Source organism: Variovorax sp. TLI9-5A (genome assembly GCF_056867935.1).
In genome coordinates this window covers 5,962,735-5,978,949 of the sequence record NZ_CP200310.1, presented here as the reverse complement: position 1 = coordinate 5,978,949, position 16,215 = coordinate 5,962,735, and the positions used below count along the sequence as shown (strand labels likewise).

The following is a 16,215-nucleotide window of genomic DNA, read 5'->3' as shown; positions in this document are numbered from 1 at the left end:
TGCCCTGCCTTCCTTCTTCGATCCATCTCCACCAAGGAATCCTTGCCATGAAACCCGAATCGCTGGAAGTCAACGCCCGCAGCTACCGCTGGATGAGTCGCCCTGTCGTGGTCGTGTGCGTCGACGGCTGCGAGCCCGCGTACCTCGACGCGGCAATTGCCGCCGGCGTGGCCCCGTACTTCGACCGCATGAGGAAGTCCGGCGCCGACCTGCTGGCCGATTGCGTGGTGCCCTCGTTCACCAACCCCAACAACCTGTCCATCGTGACCGGCGTGCCGCCGGCCGTGCACGGCATCTGCGGCAACTACTTCTTCGACCGCGAGCTCGGCCAGGAAGTCATGATGAACGACCCCAAGTACCTGCGCGCCGGCACCGTGCTGGCCGCCTTCGCGGATGCCGGCGCCAAGGTCGCGGTGGTGACCGCCAAGGACAAGCTGCGCAAGCTCCTGGGCCACCGCATGAAGGGCATCTGCTTCTCGTCGGAGAAGTCCGACCAGGTGACGATGGAGGAGAACGGCATCGACAACGTGCTCGACATGGTCGGCATGCCCGTGCCCTCGGTGTACAGCGCCGAACTGTCGGAGTTCGTCTTCGCCGCCGGCGTCAAGCTCATGGAGTCGCGCCGCCCCGACCTCATGTACCTGTCGACCACCGACTATGTGCAGCACAAGGCCGCCCCCGGCAGCCCCGCCGCCAACGCCTTCTACGCCATGATGGACGGCTACCTCGCGCAGCTCGACGCCCTGGGCGCCACCATCGTCGTCACCGCCGACCACGGCATGAACGACAAGCACGACGCAGCCGGCGCGCCCAAGGTCATCTACCTGCAGGACGTGCTCGACGGCTGGTACGGCCAGGACGAGGCACGGGTCATCCTGCCGATCACCGACCCCTACGTGGTGCACCACGGCGCGCTCGGCTCCTTCGCCACCGTGTACGCGCCCGCTGAAGCCAGCGTGCCCGGCTGGATCGAGCGCATCAAGGGCATCCCCGGCATGGAGCTGGTGCTCTCGCGCAAGGACGCCGCCGAACGCTTTGAGCTGCCGCCCGATCGCATCGGCGACATCGTGGTGGTCAGCGAGCAGAGCACCGTCATCGGCACCTCGGCCAGCCGCCACGACCTCTCGGCGCTCGAAGTGCCGCTGCGCTCGCACGGCGGCGTCTCCGAGCAGCGCGTGCCGCTGATCTGCAACCGCCCGGTCACCGGCATTGCCGCCGGGCGCCGGCTGCGCAACTTCGATGCGCTGGACATCGCGCTGAACCACGCCCAGTAACGACAACGACTTCCGGAGCACTTCCCCATGAGCCAAGCCATCCTGAAGCCAGGCACCGTCCACCGCGAGGCCCTGCGCATTGCCGGCGAGCGCGTGCACCGCGACCGCACCATCGACGTCACCTACCCCTACACCGGCGAAGTCATCGCCACCGTGCCCAAGGCCACGCTGGAGGACGTGCGGGTGGCCTACAAGATCGCGCGCGACTACAAGCCCACGCTCACGCGCTACGAGCGCTACAAGATCCTGATGCGCGCGGGCGAGATCATCGCCTCGCGCCTGGACGAGATCTCGCGCGTCATCACCATGGAGTCGGGCCTGTGCCGCAAGGACTCGCTGTACGAAGTGGGCCGAGCCTCCGACGTGCTGCTGTTCGCCGCCAACCAGGCGCTGGTGGACGACGGCCAGGTGTTCTCCTGCGACCTCACCCACCACGGCAAGAGCCGCAAGGTCTACACGCTGCGCGAGCCGCTGCAGGGCGCCATCACCGCCATCACCCCGTTCAACCATCCGCTGAACCAGGTGATCCACAAGGTGGCGCCCTCCATTGCCACCAACAACCGCATGGTGCTCAAGCCCAGCGAGAAGACGCCGCTGACGGCCTTCATCCTGGCCGACATCCTGTACGAGGCGGGCCTGCCGCCGCAGATGCTGTCGGTGGTCACGGGCGACCCGAAGGAGATCGCCGACGAGATGCTCACCAGCGCCGACGTGGACCTGGTCACCTTCACCGGCGGCGTGGCCATCGGCAAGTACATCGCGGGCAAGGCGGTGTACAAGCGCCAGATCCTGGAGCTGGGCGGCAACGACCCGATCATCGTGATGGAGGATGCCGACGTCGAGGAGGCCGCGACGCTGGCGGCCAGCGGTTCGTACAAGAACTCGGGCCAGCGCTGCACGGCCATCAAGCGCATGCTGGTGCACGAGTCGGTGGCCGACCGGTTCGTCGAGCTGCTGGTGGCCAAGACGAAGGCGCTGAAGTACGGCGATCCGATGGACCCGGCCACGGACATGGGCACGGTGATCGACGAGGCGGCGGCGATCCAGTTCGAGTCGGTGGTCAACGAGGCCATCAAGGCGGGGGCGAGGCTGCTCTATGGCAACGAGCGCCGCGGTGCGCTGTACTCGCCCACGGTGCTCGACCATGTGGACCCGCAGATGACCGTTGCGAAGCACGAGACCTTCGGGCCGGTGTCGCCGGTGATCCGCTTCAGGAACATCGAGGAGGCGATCCGCATCTCCAACGGCACGGCCTATGGCCTGTCGTCGGCGGTGTGCACCAACCGCATGGACTACATCACGCGCTTCATCCGCGAGCTGAACGTGGGCAGCGTCAACGTGCGGGAGGTGCCGGGCTACCGCCTCGAGCTCACCCCCTTCGGCGGCATCAAGGACTCCGGCCTGGGCTACAAGGAAGGCGTGCTCGAGGCCATGAAGAGCTTCACCAACACCAAGACCTATTCGCTGCCCTGGTAGTTGCCGCCCCCTGGGCATCATGGGCATCGTCGCCCTGTGCGAGCTGGCCGCGGCGCTGAGGGTGATCGGTGCGGGCCTCGTCTCGTTTTTCGCGGGCCCGGTGGCCGATGTGGCGATGCGCGCTTCGCCGTGCTGGGCGTGATGCTGGCTTGATGCCGTTCCGGCCGATCAGAGCTTCGACATCGGAATCTGGAGATCGGCAAGCTGGCCCGCATCGACGCTCGCGCCGCGCTCGATCAGCCGCCGCGCAAAGCGCAGATCACGCGCCGCGTTCGGGCCCAGTGCGGCCACGACCTTGCCGGCATCGAGAAAGAACACGACAAAACTGTCGCTCTCCATGTCGCCGCGCACCACCCTGTGATGCTCCGGTGCCGGCATGCCGAATATCTGGAGATTGATGCCGTACTGGTCGGACCAGAACCAGGGAAGCGGCTGGTGATTGACAGCCATGCCCAGCGCGGAGCGCGCGGCCGCGATGCCTTGCTCCTGCGCGTTCTGCCAGGACTCCAGCCTCATCCGGCGACCGGCCCGTTCGCAATGCCAGACGGCGACATCGCCGGCGGCGAGGATGTTTGGGTCCGAGCTGCGGCACTGCGGGTCGACCACGATGCCGCCCTCGCACTGCAGGCCTGCCTCTCGCGCGAGTTCATCGTTCGCGATCAGGCCGATGCCGGCCAGCACCACGTCGCAGGCCAGCGTTCGCCCATCGACGAGCGTGGCGATCAGGCCGGTGCCGTCTGCTCCTTGCGCCAGGCGCTCGATGCCCGCGCCCAGTTCGACACGAACGCCATTCGAAACATGAAGCCGTTGAAGGTAGCCGGAGATTTCCGGCGGAACGGTGCGCTCGCAGAGGCGCTGCATTGCTTCCACGACCGTGACGTCGAGCCCTTTCCTGCGGGCGGTCGCGGCCACTTCGAGCCCGATCCATCCGCCGCCGATGACCAGCAGCCGCTTGTCCGGCGCAAGCGCGGCACCGAGCGCGGCGGCATCGTCGAGGTTGCGCAGCGTGAAGACGCCCGGCAGTTCCGATCCGAGCATGCCCGGCTTCCGCGCATGGCCGCCCGTGCAGAGGATCAGCTTGTCGTATCCGACGACGTCGCCGCTGCTCAGGTGCAGCTGCTTCGCCGACCTGTCGATGCGCGTCGCGCTCACGCGCGGGCGCCAGTCCACGTTCAGCGCGTCGAAGGCTTCGGGCTTCTGCAGGCGGGTCGTCTCCGGAAGGGCTTCGCCGGCGAGCACCGATTTCGACAGGGGAGGGCGCTCGTAGGGTCGATGCGCTTCGTCGCCGATCAGCACGATGTTGCCGCCGAAGCCCTCGCCGCGCAGCGTCTGCGCCGCCCATCCGCCGGCCTGGCCGGCACCGACGATCACGATCGTCTTCTCTTCCGCGCTCATCGCTTGTCCCGGTGCAGATCAGCCCAGCGACAGAAACACCCGCCCGCCCTCGATCTTCACGGGGTAGGAGCGGATCGCTTCGGTCACCGGCGCGCAGGTGGGGGCGCCGTTGCGCACGTCGAACTTGCCCTGGTGCAGCGGGCACTCGATCTCGTGGCCTTCCAGGAAGCCTTCGCACAGGCGGGCATGCCCGTGCGTGCAGATGTTGTCGGTGGCGTAGACATTGCCTTCGACGCTGTAGAGCGCGACTTCATTGCCGCCCACGAGGATGGCAATCACGTCGTCCGCCGGTACGTCGTCGACCGCGGCGGCGTCGGTCCATTGCTGCTCACTCATGGCGGTCCTCAGATCGGATAGATGACGGAGTTCGGGATCATTTCGCTGTCGTAGATGACCTGGCGCGAGGCGAACTTCAGGCCCTCTTCGGTGCGCACCACCACGTCGATGTAGCGGCCCACGCTGAAGACGCTCGAAAGCTCCGAGAGCTTGGTGCGGAAGACGGCGTAGTTGGCCTCCGACTCGATGCGCCCCGGCACGGCCTTCAGCACCACCGGCGCGCCCACCACGTGGCGCTGGTAGTAAGGGTCGTGGAAGAGGGTCTCGCGAATGCCGTAGACGCGGTCCTTCAGCATGCCCTTGCTCTCGAAGGAGAGCGTGGCGAGCGGAAAGCCGCGGTCGTGGTTCTCGCGCGGCTGCAGGCGGTAGACGCAGTCTTCCGTGAAGAACTCGGGCCAGAGTTCCCACTCGCTGGAGCTCACGGCCTGGGCGTAGCGGGCGTAGAGCTGGGAGAGTTCGAAGTAGTCCTGGAAGTCCATCTCAAGCCTCCATCACCTTGCGCCAGTACTCGTACATGCCCCGGATCAGTGTCTCGGTGACCATGTGGTCCGTGTCGCCGACCTCGCGGCCGCCGAGTTCGGCGAGCGTGCGGTGGAAGGGCTTCTGTTCGAAGCCCTTCTGCGAGAGCTCGATCACTTCGCCGTCGTCGGCCGACACGAAGCCCGCGGGGCCGAAGAGGTTGGCCTGGCGCAGGCGGCGCTGCGTCATCTCTGCCGTGTCGTCCTCGAAGCCGAAGTGCGTCCACACGAAGTCGAAGGCGCCGGGGCCGCTGGGCTGTATGTGCCGCGTCGAGATGCTGTTGACCTGCTGCTGCAGGATCACGCTCGGAAAGAGCGTCATCATCACCGCCGTCGGGCCGCCCCACCAGGGCTCGGGCACGATGTCGAGGAAGCGCGGGTCGTTGAGCTGCATGCTTTCCTTGAAGCTCGACACCTGTGTCACCTGCTCGGCCTTGCCGCTGGCGCCGCGCGTGGAGATCATGGCGGCGTGCCGGTGGTGCCGGTCCATCTTCAACTCCGACTTGTTGTCCGCGCGCCAGAGGCCGAAGGTCACGAACCAGGTGTGCAGCAGGCCCGGGTGGTACGGGTCCTTGATGTTCTCCTGCATGAGCTTCCAGTTGCCCGGAATGCGCTGGCGGTTGTAGCCGAGGATGGTGAGCTTGCGGCCGTTGAAGAGCCGGTCGAAGTAGCCCAGGATCTCCGGGCCCATGAAGTCTTCGAGCGATTCGATGTCGGGATCGAAGGCCGCGAAGACCACGCCGCCGCGCCTTGCCACCTTCAGCTTGTTGAGGCCGTGCTCGGCGGGCTTGAAGTCGGCCGGCATGCCGCCGTTGACCTTGCCGTCCTGCTTCACGCCACGGCGAAAGGGCACGCCCTGCAGGTCGCCTGCGAGCGTGTAGTTCCACTGGTGATAGGGGCAGGTGAAGCCGCCGTCCTTGCGGTTGCCGTGGCGCTCGCGGCAGAACTGCATGCCGCGATGGGCGCACACGTTCTCGACCACGCTGATCGAGTCTTCGGCGTCGCGCACCATGATCACCGAGCGCTCGCCCACCACCGTGCGCTTGAAGTCGCCTACCGCCGGAATCTCGGCCTCGAGGCCGACGTAGCTCCAGTGGTTGCGATAGAAGAAGCGCTCCAGCTCCTGGCGATGCAGGTCGGCCTCGGTGTAGGCCATGAAGGGAATGCGGCTGGTGCCCTGGCTTTCCCAGTGGATCTTCTGGGGGAAGACTGCCGATGCGGTGTCGTCCATGTCTGTGTCTCCTTCTTGCTGCCGTGGGAAAGGCGGCTTCGTCTCTCGTGGGTGAGTCGATGATCCTCATCCGGGCGCCATCGCTCAATAGAATGTGATCAATAGTTCATATTGATTTCAAGAATGTGAGACGCCGCCCATGGAGCTGAAGGACATCGATCTCAACCTCCTGGTCGTCTTCCAGCAGCTGCTCGTCGACCGCAGGGTCTCCAAGGTGGCGAGCAGCCTCGGCCTCTCGCAGCCGGGCGTGAGCAACGCGCTGGCGCGCCTGCGCAAGCTCACCGACGACCCGCTCTTCCTGCGCACGCCCAACGGCATGGAGCCCACGCCCTATGCGCAGCAGCTCGCGGAGCCGACGGCGCGCGCGCTGCAGGTCATCCATGAGGCGATGAACCAGAAGTCTTCGTTCGACCCGGCCACGTCGAAGCGCGCCTTCACCGTCGGCATGACGGACATCGGCGAGATCTACTTCCTGCCAAGGCTGATGAAGGAGATCGCGCGCGTCGCGCCCAACGTGTCGCTCAGCACCGTGCGCAACACGGCGGTCAACCTGCAGGACGAGATGGAGGCCGGCCACGTCAGCCTCGCGATCGGCCTGCTGCCGCAATTGAAGGCGGGCTACTTCCAGCGCAGGCTGTTCAGGCAGCACTATGTGTGCATGTTCAGGCGCGGCCATCCGCTCGACAACCGCAAGAAGGTGTCACTCGACGACTTCTCCGCCGCCGACCACGTCGTGGTGGTGTCGGACGGAACGGGCCACGGCAAGGCCGACGAATTCCTCGACCGCAAGAAGATCACGCGCAAGGTGGTGCTGACCGTGCCGCACTATGTGGCCGTGGGGCACATCCTCCATGACTCGGACCTCGTAGCGACCGTGCCCGAGAGACTCGCGCAGGCATTGGCTGGGCCCTTCGACCTGTCATACGTGCGCCATCCGGCGAAGCTGCCGGAGATCGCGATCAATCTGTTCTGGCACGGCCGCTTTCACAAGGACCCGGCGATCGCATGGCTGCGCTCGCTGATCATCGGGCTCTACGGCGAGGGTGCTCCGGGCTAGGGCGCGGGCTTCGCCGCTGCTAAAGCTGGTCCGTGGGCACGAACCAGGAAAACAGCAGCAGCTGCAGCCGGGTCAGCATGCTCGAATCGGGCTCGCTGTCGAGCACCTCGTTGTTGACATCGCCGGTGCCGACCCACTGCACGTTCTGTCCGTCGGGCTTGAGCGTGACGCGGTACACGCCCTCGATGTCGTCGAGCTGGTAGGCGAAGAGCAGCGCCTGTGTCAGGTCGAAGCTGCGCACGCGAACGCCGAATTCGGTGTTCAGCCGGGCGGAGCGCGGGTCGAGGTTCATGGAGCCGAGCAGCACCCATTGGCGGTCGACCAGCGCCAGCTTGGCATGCAGCCGCCCGCGCGCTTTCTTGAGCAGGGTGCGGAACTGGTCGCTGCGCTTGAGCTGCTGCGTGCTCACCTCGTACAGGTTCACGCCCAGCTTGAGCATGTCGACGCGGTAGCGGTTGTAGTTGATGTTGACCAGCGGCTCGTCGCTGTCGGCCAGCGAGTTGGTGATGACGGTGATGCTCACGCCCAGTTCACGCCCCATGCGGATGCGCTCCATGCCCTCGTCGCCGGGAATGAAGTAGGGCGAGATCACCACCACGTTCGAGCGCGCCGTGGCCAGCATCTCGTGGAAGCGCTGGGCCAGCGGCTCGGTGGGGTGGGCCATGACGCCCAGCGCCTTGTTGGGGCTGTCGGCGGAGGCGTGGGCTTCGGCGCGCATCCACTTGGCTTCGTCGATGTCGGCGAGCTGGGTGGCCAGCGGCGGGTCACCGAGCAGGTCGGTGACGGGCAGCGGGTCGGGCGGCGGTGCGTGGGCGGGGGAGGTGGCTTCCTCAAAGTCGTCCTTCAGCGCCTGCGGCGTGCGGCTGGTGCTGGCCACCCGCAGCAGGGGATAGACCACGTCGCTGTTCCAGTAGGTGTCGAAGATTGCGGCGGATTCGGGCACAACGGGGCCGGCCAGCAGCAGCTCGAAGTCGATGAAGTTCGCGCTTTCGCTGCGCAGGAAGTACTCGTCGGCGAGATTGCGCCCGCCCGCGATGGCCATGGCGCCGTCGGCCACGAACAGCTTGTTGTGCATGCGGTGGTTGAGCCGGCGGAAGTCGGAGAAGAACTCCAGCCAGCGCCCCGACGAGTGGTCGCGCGCATTCACGAAGGGGTTGAAGAGGCGCACCTCGGCATTGGGCTCGGCGGCCAGGCCGAGCAGGAGGCGGTCCATGCCGGCCGTGTAGAAGTCGTCGAGCAGCAGCCGCACGCGCACGCCGCGGCGCGCGGCGTTGCGCATCTCTCGCAACAGGAGGCGGCCGGTCTTGTCGTTTCCGAGCTGGTAGGTCTGGATATCTAGCGACGATCTGGCGCGCCTCATCAGCTCCAGCCGCGCGTCGAGCGCGAAAGAGGCCTCGATCAGCGGGCGCATGCTGCTCAGGCCGTCGGGCGGGGAGTTCAGGCTGATGGCTGCGCGGCCGAGTTCGGTGGCCGGCGAGGCCGCAATGGCCAGCGTGGGCGGCTCGGGCGTGCGCGGCGGAAGGCCGGCGCAGCCGGTGAGCGCCGCGGCAGCCACGAGCGCCATCAGCCGCAGAGCCGGACCGCGCAACGCGGGAAACAAAAAGGCAATGAGCTTGAGCATGAAGGCTGTCAACGCACGGGGAGAGAGTGCGGGCGGCATCGTAGCCGGTTCGCCTTCGGCCAGAAGACGCAATTTCGCAACGTAACGCCCTTCATCGAGGGCGGTGATTCCGGGAAGCGGAAATTTGTCACGCCTAAAATGCGAATCGTTCTTATTAATCCATATCGAGGAGCGGAGCGGGAATGAAGAGGTTGGTGGCGCGGCGCAAGGTCGCATCGGTGCTGGCGGGATGCCTGGCGATCTACACACAGCATCAGGTGCTGGCCCAGACGACGAATGCAGCGTCGCTGCCGGAAGTGCGGGTCGATGCAGGGGCCGAAGCCGAGACGGCGACATCGCAGGTGATCGGCTACCGCGCGAAGAATGCGGTCACCGCCACCAAGACGGATACGCCGCTGTCGGAAACGCCCCAGTCCGTGACAGTGGTCACCCGCGACCAGATGGTCGACCAGGGCGCGACCAACCTGCAGGACGCACTCACCTACGCCGCCGGCGTGCGTTCCGATGCCTACGGCATCGACTCCCGCTCGGACAGCTTCTCGGTGCGCGGCAGCGACCCGACCATCTACCTCGATGGACTGCAGACCTACTCCTCCGGCTGGTACACCGCCACCGCGCGGCCCGACCCCTACACCCTGGAGCGCCTCGAGGTGCTGCGCGGCCCCTCGGGCATGCTCTTCGGCGCGGGCACGGCGGGCGGGGTGGTCAACATGGTCAGCAAGCGGCCCCAGCAGGAGGCGTACCGCGAGGTGGGCGTGCAGCTCGGCTCCTTCGGCCGCAAGCAGATCCAGGCCGATCTCACCGGCCCGCTGACGGCGAACGGCGAATGGTCTTACCGGCTGGTGGCGCTGCAACGCAAGTCCGACACGCAGGTGGACTACGTCCCGGACGACCGCTCGCTCATCATGCCGTCGCTCACCTGGCGGCCGAATGCCGCGACTTCGCTGACGCTGCAGGCCCTGTGGCAAAAGGACAAGACCGGCAGCACCGCCCAGTTCTTCCCGTGGCAGGGCACGATCCTGCCGAACGTCAACGGCCCGCTGCGGTCCAGCCGCTTCATCGGCGAGCCGGGCGATGGCTACGACACCGAGCGCAAGACCTTCGGCTGGCTGTTCGAGCACAAGTTCGGCGACCAGTGGACCTTCCGGCAGAACTTCCGCGCGTCGCGCACCTTCAACGACTCGCACTACCACTACGCCGATTCGTTCTCCGAGCCCGGCGGCTGGTCGCTCGACCCCGTCGGCCAGCGCCTGCTCGGCCGCTACAACGACAAGTCGCTGGCCTGGACCAGCATGGCCGGCATCGACAACCACATCGAAGGTCATTTCGACACCGGCGCGGTGCGCCACACGCTGCTCGTGGGGGCCGAATACTCCCGCCAGCGCCAGGACAAGACCGAAGGCTCGGTCTACAGCACCATCGACGCCTATGCGCCGGTCTACGGCCTCGGCTACGTGCCGGTCACCGAGCTGGCGCGCAAGCCCCGCACCACCCAGCGCAATGCCGGCATCTACGTGCAGGACCAGATGAAGTGGAACAACTGGATCTTCGTTGCCGGGCTGCGCCATGACCGCAGCACGGCCGGCACGGCGGGCAGCGCGTCGGAGACGACCAGCGCCACCTCGCGCCGCCTGGGCGTGATGTACACGCTGCCCTCCGGCTGGTCGCCCTACCTGAGCTACACCGAATCCTTCACCCCGCAGGCGGGCACCGACGTCGACGGCAGGCTCTTCAAGCCGTTGCGCGGCGAGCAGGTGGAAGCCGGCGTCAAGTACCAGCCCAATGGGTCGGCGACGAGCTTCACGGCCTCGGTGTATTCGCTCAAGGAAAAGAACCGCACCGTCTTCGATAGCACCAACCCGAACTACGGCCGCCAGGTCGACGCGACGAAGAACAAGGGCGTGGAGTTCGAGCTCAAGACCACCCTGGCGCGCGATCTGGACCTGATCGCCAACTACACCTACATCGACGTCGACCACAAGCTCACCGACACGCCGCGCAACCAGGTTTCGGTGTGGGGCAAGTACCGCTTCTCCATTGCCGGCGTGCCGGGCTTCTCGGCCGGCGCCGGCGTGCGCTACATGAGCGGCTTTCGCGACGTCGAGAGCACTGGCGCAGGGCCGTACGTGTCTTCGGTCGCACTGCTCGACCTGATGCTCGCCTACGAGTCGGCCAAGTGGCGCTATGCCCTGAACATCAACAACGCCACCGACAAGACCTACTTCAGCACCTGCCTCGCGCGAGGCGACTGCTGGTACGGCGCACGCCGCAACATCGTCGCCAGCGCCACCTACCGTTTCTAGAACCCTCTCCCTCGACAGAACAGCCACGACATGAACAGCAGAAAGATCAAGACCTGGGCCTGGGTGCACAAGTGGAGCAGCCTTGTGTGCACCGTCTTCATGCTGCTGCTGTGCATCACCGGCCTGCCGCTGATCTTCCATCACGAGATCGGCCACCTGCTCGGCACCGAGGTCGAGGCGCCGAAGATGCCGGCGGGCACGCCGCACATCAGCCTCGATCGCGTGCTCGAGGTGGCGAAGGCCAAACACCCCGACCGCGTGGTGCAGTTCGCCTCGCAGCCCGAGGACGACGACGGCCTGTGGTTCGTCACGCTCACCCCCACGCCAGAGCCCACCGAGGACTTCAAGTCGGTCGCTGTCGACGCGCGCACGGGCGAGGTGCTTGCGCAGCCGAAGTTCGACGAGGGCTTCATGTACGTGATGTTCAAGCTGCACGTCGACCTCTTCGCGGGGCTGCCGGGCAAGCTGTTCCTGGGCTTCATGGGCCTGCTGCTGCTGGTGGCCATCGTCTCGGGCGTGGTGCTCTATTCGCCCTTCATGCGCAAGCTCGACTTCGGCACGGTGCGGCGCGAGAAGCGTCCGCGCCTGAAGTGGCTCGACCTGCACAACCTGCTGGGCATCGTCACGCTGGTGTGGGTGTTCGTGGTGGGGGCCACCGGCATGATCAACACTTGGGCCGATCTGGTCATCAAGTACTGGCAGTACGACCAGCTCAGCGCGCTCATGACGCCCTACAAGAACGAGCCCGTCGTGGCGGTGCACGAGCGCGCCTCGGTGCAGCGTTCGATGGAAGCCGCGATTCAGGCGACGCCCGGCATGAAGCTGTCGTTCATCGCGTTCCCGGGCACGTCGTTCTCGAGCCCGCATCACACGACCTTCTTCCTGCGCGGCAACGAGCCCTTCTCTTCCAAGCTCTTCCAGCCGGTGCTGGTCGACGCCAAGACGGCCGAGGTGACTGCGTCGCCCAAGCTGCCCTGGTATCTGTGGGCGCTGCTGGTATCGCAGCCGCTGCACTTCGGCGACTACGGCGGCATGCCGATGCAGATCATCTGGGCGCTGCTCGACATCGCGACCATCATCGTGCTGGGCAGCGGCCTCTACTTGTGGCTCAAGCGCGGCAACACCGTGCCGGCGGCCTCGAAGAAGGCCGAGGCGCATGCCGAGGTGCCGCAGCCGCAGCACGTGCCCGGCGGCGGCGCAGTGCAGCCCGAGCCCGCACCGGCGATGAAGGCGCAGGCATGAAGCACCATCAGCAACAGCATCACCACGGCCACCATCAGGGCTTCTGGCGCATGTGGGGCTGGCCCATCGTGCTGGGCCTGCTCACCACCTTCGGCCTGATCTCGGCGCTCTTCAGCGACGGCGGGCTGGGCGACATCCTGGCCTGGATCGCGCTGGGCATTCCGGTCGTGGTCGGCGCCTGGTATGGCTGGCGCAAGACACCGGCCGGCAACGGCAAGTCGTAGTTTTCCCTGAGAGTCGCGCCACAGCGACACGCGCGGCCGGTGCGCCAAAGCAGAATCGGCGCGATGAAGAACCTCGCGCCCGTTGCCTTCACCGCCGCCGGCCTGCTTCTGTTCGCCACGCCGACGGCTGCTCAGGCTCAGCAGATACCCCCAGCTGATCCGGGCGCGGGCAGCGGCAATGGTGCGAGCCTGCGCGAGATCACCGTGTCCGTGCCCCGTGGCGAGGTGGCGCCGTTCAACGTGCCCGGCTCGGTCGACCGCGTCGACGGCGACGAGATGCGCGACAGCCGCCTGCAGGTCAACCTGTCCGAAGGCCTCGGCGCGGTGCCGGGACTGCAGGTGCAGAACCGGCTGAACTACGCGCAGGACCTGCAGCTTTCCATCCGTGGCTTCGGCGCCCGCTCCACCTTCGGCGTGCGCGGCGTTCGGCTCTACGTCGACGGCATTCCCGCGACGCTGCCCGACGGCCAGGGCCAGACTTCGAACATCGACATCGGCTCGCTGGACCGCATCGAGGTGCTGCGCGGGCCGTTCTCCGCGCTCTACGGCAACTCCTCCGGCGGCGTGGTGCAGGCCTTCACCGCCTCGGGCGAGGGGCCGCCGCGCCTGTCCTATTCGCTTGCGGGCGGCAGCTTCGGCACCTGGCGGCAGTCGCTGCAGGTCAGCGGATCGCAGGCAGCGGTGGACTACCTGCTCGACGCGAGCCGCTTCCACACCGACGGCTGGCGCGAGCACAGCGCCGCGAAGCGCGACATCGCCAACGGCAAGCTCGGCATCGCGCTGGACAACGGCGACAAGCTCACGCTGGTGTTCAACAGCGTGCGCATAGCTGCGCAGGACCCGCTGGGTCTCACCGCCGACCAGTACGCCCTGGCGCCGCGCAACGCGCCGCTGGCCACGCAGTACGACACCCGCAAGACGGTCGAGCAGACGCAGGCCGGCCTGCTCTACGAGCACCGCATCGACGCCACGCAGGGGGTGCGGCTCATGGTCTACGGCGGCCAGCGCAAGACCACGCAGTTCCAGTCGATCCCGCCGTCGGCGCAGCAGAACCCGCTGCACGCGGGCGGCGTGATCGATCTCTCGCGCCAGTACGGCGGCGTCGACCTGCGCTGGAAAGCCGCGCTCACGCTGGCCGGCCGGCCCTTCGACATCGTCGCGGGCCTGGGCTACGACAGCCTGCGCGAAAAGCGCCGGGGTTATGAAAACTACCTCGGGCCGGTGTCGGCGCCGGTGCTCGGCGTGCAGGGGCGGCTGCGGCGCAACGAGCTCAACGAGGCCGGGAACCTCGATCCCTACGCGCAGGCCACCTGGCGCCTCACCGACCGCTGGACGCTCGAAGCCGGCGTGCGCCGCAGCAGCGTGCACTTCAATTCACAAGACCGCTACATCGTCGGCACCAACCGCGACGACAGCGGCAGCGCGCGCTACAGCAAGACCCTGCCCGTGGCCTCGCTGCGCTACCAGGCCACGGCGGACCTCGCGCTGTACGGCTCGATCGGCCGCGGCTTCGAGACGCCGACGCTGAACGAGCTTTCCTACCGCGCCAACGGCGCCAGCGGCCTCAACTTCGCTCTGCGCCCCTCGGTGAACGACAGCATCGAGATCGGCGCCAAGGCGCGGTTTTCCGGCGGCCTGCTGACGGCCGCGCTGTTCCAGACCCGTACGCGCGACGAGATCGTGACGGACACCAACCTCGGCGGCCGCGCGACCTTCCAGAACGCGGGCCGCACCAGGCGCAACGGCTTCGAGCTGGGCTGGCAGCACGAGACTGCGAACCACTGGCGCACACAGCTGGCCTACACATGGCTGGACGCGACGTATCGCGATGCCTTCTGTTCACCGTCGCCATGCGCGGCTGCGAACACCGTGGCGGCGGGTAATCGCATTCCGGGCATTGCGCGGCAATCGTTGTTTGTATCGCTGGGCTGGGTGCCGCCCGAGGGCTGGCGCGCCGGCGTCGAGATGCGCGCGCTGGGCCGAATGCAGGCCAACGACGTCAACACCGCGAGCGCGCCGGGCTATGCCGTCGCGGCGGTGTACGCCGGCTATCTGAAGAAATGGGAGCGTTGGGAGTTCAACGCCTTCGCGCGTGTCGACAACCTGTTCGACCGGCGCTACGTGGGCTCGGTCATCGTCAACGAGGGCAATGCGCGCTATTACGAGCCTGCGCCGGGCCGTAACTGGACGGTGGGTTTGAGCGGCGCTTACCGCTTCTGACCCACCGCCGCTTCTTGCTGCTTACTTGAGGCCGGCAGCTGCGCGCAGCGCTGGCGCCTGCGTCGTCGCTTCCCAGGTGAACTCGGGCTCCTCGCGGCCGAAGTGGCCGTAGGCGGCGGTCTTCTGGTAGATCGGGCGCAGCAGGTCGAGCATCTGGATGATGCCCTTCGGACGCAGGTCGAAGTGCTCGCGCACCAGGGCCGCGATCTTCTCGTCGGGGATCACGCCGGTGCCTTCGGTGTAGACCGTGATGTTCATCGGCTCGGCCACGCCGATGGCGTAGGCCACCTGGATCTGGCATTGGCGCGCAATGCCGGCGGCCACGATGTTCTTGGCCACGTAGCGCGCGGCGTAGGCGGCCGAGCGGTCGACCTTCGACGGGTCCTTGCCCGAGAACGCGCCGCCGCCGTGCGGGCATGCGCCGCCGTAGGTGTCGACGATGATCTTGCGGCCGGTGAGGCCGCAGTCACCCTGCGGGCCGCCGATGACGAAGCGGCCGGTCGGGTTGATCAGGTAGCGCGTGTCCTTGAGCCACTCCTTGGGCAGCACCGGCTTGATGATCTCTTCGATGATGGCTTCGTTGAACGAAGCCTTCATCTTGGTGGGCGTCTCGCTCTGGTCGGGGCTGTGCTGGGTGGAGAGCACCACGGTGTCGATGCTGTGGGGCTTGCCGTCCACGTAGCGCATCGTCACCTGGCTCTTGGCGTCGGGGCGCAGGAAGGGCAGGCGGCCGTCCTTGCGCAGCTGGGCCTGGCGCTCGACGAGGCGGTGCGCGTAGTAGATGGGCGCGGGCATCAGCTCGGGCGTTTCGTCGCAGGCGTAGCCGAACATCAGGCCCTGGTCGCCGGCGCCGGTGTTCAGGTGGTCGTCGCTGGCATGGTCCACGCCCTGGGCGATGTCGTTGGACTGCTTGTCGTAGCAGACCATCACGGCGCAGCCCTTGTAGTCGATGCCGTACTCGGTGTTGTCGTAGCCGATGCGCTTGATGGTGTCGCGCGCGACCTGGATGTAGTCGACGTGCGCGTTGGTCGTGATTTCGCCAGCGAGCACGACCAGGCCGGTGTTGGTCAGCGTCTCGGCGGCCACGCGGCTGCGGGGGTCCTGCTCGAAGATCGCGTCGAGGATGGCGTCCGAGATCTGGTCTGCGACCTTGTCGGGATGGCCTTCGGAGACGGATTCGGACGTGAAGAGGAAGTCGTTCGCCATTTGTTCAAAACTCCTTGAATTGACTTGGCGCGTTGCCAACTCTGCGGAGCTCTGGCGAACGCTTTAGCAGATGCCGATTTCTCGACCCGGCACAATTGCATTGCTGCGCTTG

14 protein-coding genes are annotated in these 16,215 nt (G+C 66.8%); 8 read left to right on the top strand and 6 right to left on the bottom strand.

All coding sequences use genetic code 11. The annotated features are described in order from the left end of the window. Positions 1-47 precede the first annotated feature (47 nt). From phnA to AC1VNX_RS28450, 3 genes are read left to right on the top strand one after another with little or no spacing between them, the layout of a single operon-like run. Entirely contained in the window at positions 48-1,274 is a 1,227-nt protein-coding gene (gene phnA / locus AC1VNX_RS28460) for a phosphonoacetate hydrolase (RefSeq protein ID WP_483160906.1), read from the top strand. A gap of 27 nt (positions 1,275-1,301) precedes the next feature. Continuing rightward, on the top strand, positions 1,302-2,750 hold the full coding sequence (gene phnY / locus AC1VNX_RS28455) for a phosphonoacetaldehyde dehydrogenase (protein WP_483160444.1): 1,449 nt from the start codon (positions 1,302-1,304) through the stop codon (positions 2,748-2,750). Positions 2,751-2,769: 19 nt separating this feature from the next. Next, positions 2,770-2,892, top strand: a complete 123-nt coding sequence (locus AC1VNX_RS28450; RefSeq protein ID WP_483160905.1) for a hypothetical protein — start codon at positions 2,770-2,772, stop codon at positions 2,890-2,892. 26 nt (positions 2,893-2,918) lie between these two features. Here the strand turns inward: AC1VNX_RS28450 and AC1VNX_RS28445 are convergent, their stop codons facing one another. Genes AC1VNX_RS28445 through AC1VNX_RS28430 form a run of 4 tightly spaced genes read right to left on the bottom strand, consistent with a single transcriptional unit; the run spans position 2,919 to position 6,230 of the window. Further along, positions 2,919-4,145, bottom strand: coding sequence for an NAD(P)/FAD-dependent oxidoreductase (locus AC1VNX_RS28445; protein ID WP_483160904.1), 1,227 nt, complete (start codon positions 4,143-4,145; stop codon positions 2,919-2,921). Positions 4,146-4,163: 18 nt separating this feature from the next. Further along, positions 4,164-4,481 carry a non-heme iron oxygenase ferredoxin subunit gene (locus AC1VNX_RS28440; protein ID WP_483160903.1) on the bottom strand — a complete coding sequence of 106 codons (318 nt, stop codon included), beginning with the start codon at positions 4,479-4,481 and terminating at the stop codon, positions 4,164-4,166. An 8-nt stretch (positions 4,482-4,489) separates the two neighbouring features. Next, positions 4,490-4,960: an aromatic-ring-hydroxylating dioxygenase subunit beta gene (locus AC1VNX_RS28435; protein ID WP_483160902.1), complete on the bottom strand. Its 471-nt coding sequence runs from the start codon at positions 4,958-4,960 to the stop codon at positions 4,490-4,492. A 1-nt stretch (position 4,961) separates the two neighbouring features. Then, on the bottom strand, positions 4,962-6,230 hold the full coding sequence (locus AC1VNX_RS28430) for an aromatic ring-hydroxylating dioxygenase subunit alpha (protein ID WP_483160901.1): 1,269 nt from the start codon (positions 6,228-6,230) through the stop codon (positions 4,962-4,964). Between the two features lie 139 nt (positions 6,231-6,369). Here AC1VNX_RS28430 and AC1VNX_RS28425 point away from each other — a divergent pair, with 139 nt between their 5' ends. Then, positions 6,370-7,287 (top strand): LysR family transcriptional regulator, encoded by a 918-nt coding sequence (locus tag AC1VNX_RS28425; RefSeq protein ID WP_483160900.1) that lies wholly within the window; start codon positions 6,370-6,372, stop codon positions 7,285-7,287. A gap of 19 nt (positions 7,288-7,306) precedes the next feature. Here AC1VNX_RS28425 and AC1VNX_RS28420 read toward each other — a convergent pair whose 3' ends face one another. Further along, positions 7,307-8,908 (bottom strand): phospholipase D family protein, encoded by a 1,602-nt coding sequence (locus tag AC1VNX_RS28420; RefSeq protein ID WP_483160899.1) that lies wholly within the window; start codon positions 8,906-8,908, stop codon positions 7,307-7,309. A 182-nt stretch (positions 8,909-9,090) separates the two neighbouring features. Between AC1VNX_RS28420 and AC1VNX_RS28415 the strand changes: the two genes are divergently transcribed. The 4 genes from AC1VNX_RS28415 to AC1VNX_RS28400 all read left to right on the top strand — a co-directional run bounded on the left by AC1VNX_RS28415 (position 9,091) and on the right by AC1VNX_RS28400 (position 14,897). Beyond that, positions 9,091-11,211 carry a TonB-dependent siderophore receptor gene (locus tag AC1VNX_RS28415; protein ID WP_483160898.1) on the top strand — a complete coding sequence of 707 codons (2,121 nt, stop codon included), beginning with the start codon at positions 9,091-9,093 and terminating at the stop codon, positions 11,209-11,211. Between the two features lie 30 nt (positions 11,212-11,241). Continuing rightward, positions 11,242-12,453 carry a PepSY-associated TM helix domain-containing protein gene (locus AC1VNX_RS28410; RefSeq protein ID WP_483160897.1) on the top strand — a complete coding sequence of 404 codons (1,212 nt, stop codon included), beginning with the start codon at positions 11,242-11,244 and terminating at the stop codon, positions 12,451-12,453. Continuing rightward, the gene (locus AC1VNX_RS28405) at positions 12,450-12,677 is read left to right on the top strand and encodes a hypothetical protein (RefSeq protein WP_483160896.1); all 228 of its coding nucleotides are present in this window, start codon (positions 12,450-12,452) and stop codon (positions 12,675-12,677) included. The genes AC1VNX_RS28410 and AC1VNX_RS28405 overlap by 4 nt, the downstream gene beginning before the upstream one ends. A gap of 63 nt (positions 12,678-12,740) precedes the next feature. Beyond that, positions 12,741-14,897, top strand: a complete 2,157-nt coding sequence (locus AC1VNX_RS28400; RefSeq protein WP_483160894.1) for a TonB-dependent receptor family protein — start codon at positions 12,741-12,743, stop codon at positions 14,895-14,897. 21 nt (positions 14,898-14,918) lie between these two features. Here AC1VNX_RS28400 and metK read toward each other — a convergent pair whose 3' ends face one another. After that, complete coding sequence (gene metK, locus AC1VNX_RS28395) at positions 14,919-16,103, bottom strand: methionine adenosyltransferase (RefSeq protein ID WP_483160893.1); 1,185 nt, start codon at positions 16,101-16,103, stop codon at positions 14,919-14,921. Between the last annotated feature and the right edge of the window lie 112 nt (positions 16,104-16,215).

What these genes read in the sequence shown, in the direction of transcription:
- AC1VNX_RS28405 (WP_483160896.1), top strand. Translation starts at nt 12,450, where the DNA reads ATGAAGCACCATCAGCAACAGCATCACCACGGCCACCATCAGGGCTTC.
- AC1VNX_RS28420 (WP_483160899.1), bottom strand. Translation starts at nt 8,908, where the DNA reads ATGCTCAAGCTCATTGCCTTTTTGTTTCCCGCGTTGCGCGGTCCGGCT.
- AC1VNX_RS28400 (WP_483160894.1), top strand. Translation starts at nt 12,741, where the DNA reads ATGAAGAACCTCGCGCCCGTTGCCTTCACCGCCGCCGGCCTGCTTCTG.
- metK (WP_483160893.1), bottom strand. Translation starts at nt 16,103, where the DNA reads ATGGCGAACGACTTCCTCTTCACGTCCGAATCCGTCTCCGAAGGCCAT.
- phnY (WP_483160444.1), top strand. Translation starts at nt 1,302, where the DNA reads ATGAGCCAAGCCATCCTGAAGCCAGGCACCGTCCACCGCGAGGCCCTG.
- AC1VNX_RS28445 (WP_483160904.1), bottom strand. Translation starts at nt 4,145, where the DNA reads ATGAGCGCGGAAGAGAAGACGATCGTGATCGTCGGTGCCGGCCAGGCC.
- AC1VNX_RS28430 (WP_483160901.1), bottom strand. Translation starts at nt 6,230, where the DNA reads ATGGACGACACCGCATCGGCAGTCTTCCCCCAGAAGATCCACTGGGAA.
- AC1VNX_RS28410 (WP_483160897.1), top strand. Translation starts at nt 11,242, where the DNA reads ATGAACAGCAGAAAGATCAAGACCTGGGCCTGGGTGCACAAGTGGAGC.
- AC1VNX_RS28415 (WP_483160898.1), top strand. Translation starts at nt 9,091, where the DNA reads ATGAAGAGGTTGGTGGCGCGGCGCAAGGTCGCATCGGTGCTGGCGGGA.
- AC1VNX_RS28450 (WP_483160905.1), top strand. Translation starts at nt 2,770, where the DNA reads ATGGGCATCGTCGCCCTGTGCGAGCTGGCCGCGGCGCTGAGGGTGATC.
- AC1VNX_RS28440 (WP_483160903.1), bottom strand. Translation starts at nt 4,481, where the DNA reads ATGAGTGAGCAGCAATGGACCGACGCCGCCGCGGTCGACGACGTACCG.
- AC1VNX_RS28425 (WP_483160900.1), top strand. Translation starts at nt 6,370, where the DNA reads ATGGAGCTGAAGGACATCGATCTCAACCTCCTGGTCGTCTTCCAGCAG.
- AC1VNX_RS28435 (WP_483160902.1), bottom strand. Translation starts at nt 4,960, where the DNA reads ATGGACTTCCAGGACTACTTCGAACTCTCCCAGCTCTACGCCCGCTAC.
- phnA (WP_483160906.1), top strand. Translation starts at nt 48, where the DNA reads ATGAAACCCGAATCGCTGGAAGTCAACGCCCGCAGCTACCGCTGGATG.